Annotated in this window: 2 protein-coding genes; both read left to right on the plus strand. The window is 73.3% G+C overall.

The genetic code is table 11. The features are described 5' to 3' along the window. Positions 1–518 precede the first annotated feature (518 nt). On the plus strand, positions 519–710 hold the full coding sequence (locus tag EF903_RS33020; RefSeq protein WP_260616246.1) for a thiazolylpeptide-type bacteriocin: 192 nt from the start codon (positions 519–521) through the stop codon (positions 708–710). A 54-nt stretch (positions 711–764) separates the two neighbouring features. Next, positions 765–933: thiazolylpeptide-type bacteriocin (locus EF903_RS33025; protein WP_125548580.1), on the plus strand; the 169-nt coding region annotated here is incomplete at its 3' end.

Consider the following 933-nt stretch of genomic DNA (forward strand, 5'->3'; position numbering starts at 1 on the left):
GGGCCGGGGGGCGCAGTTTGGCCGGTTCCGGACGGACCACCGGCCGCGGCGGGCGGCAGCGGGCGGCGGGGTCCGCCGTCCGGCAGCGAGCGCCCGGGCAGCGGAACCGTGCGTTCCCGACAGACCGCCGAATTGCGGCGCGCCGTACCACGCAGCAACGATCACTCGCGTCCCCGGTGGACCGGCCGACCCGCCAAGGCCACAGCACAGGCCACTCGCGGTCGGGTGGAACGTCATTGGACTGCGGCTGAGGTGACGAACCAGGCCAGGACAACAGGCCAACGTGACACGTGGACTTGCCGTTGGACTGGTCCGCCGCCGAGACTCGAAGCGCACCACGAACGAACGCACATTCGGACGCCTCCGGGGGCCGTGTGCCGGGACAGTCCGGCCACGGCCCGTACGGCGATCCGGCACTCCCCGTCCCGGGCGCTCCACTCGCCGGCCGCAGGCGCCGGACGACTCCGGCGCAGTCACCGGCGGCCCGGCAACCCCTTCCACCAGAGAGGAAGTCCGCCATGCCCGAAAACATGGCCGGCCCCGCCCCCGAGGGCCTCGACCTGGACCTGGACCTCGACCTCAGCGACCTGGCCATCACGGCGCTGCGCGACACGGCCGCCCTGCCGGAGAGCGGCGCGTCGCACGGCTCCTGCTCCTGCCAGGCCTCGTCCTCCTGCGCCCAGCCGCACACGGACACACCGATCGGCTGACGGCCCACGCCGCCGCCCGATCCACCTTCTTCCGACCATGCGAGAGGCTGACACATGACCGACCCCACCGAGGGCGTCCTCGCCCTGGACGACCTCGACCTCGACCTCGGTGAACTCACCGTCACGGCGCTGCGCGACTCCGTCGCCCTGCCGGAGAGCGGCGCGTCGCACGGCTCCTGCTCCTGCCAGGCCTCGTCCTCCTGCGCCCAGCCGCACACGGACA

Source organism: Streptomyces sp. WAC05292, from assembly GCF_003949955.1.
Taxonomy (GTDB): domain Bacteria; phylum Actinomycetota; class Actinomycetes; order Streptomycetales; family Streptomycetaceae; genus Streptomyces; species Streptomyces globosus.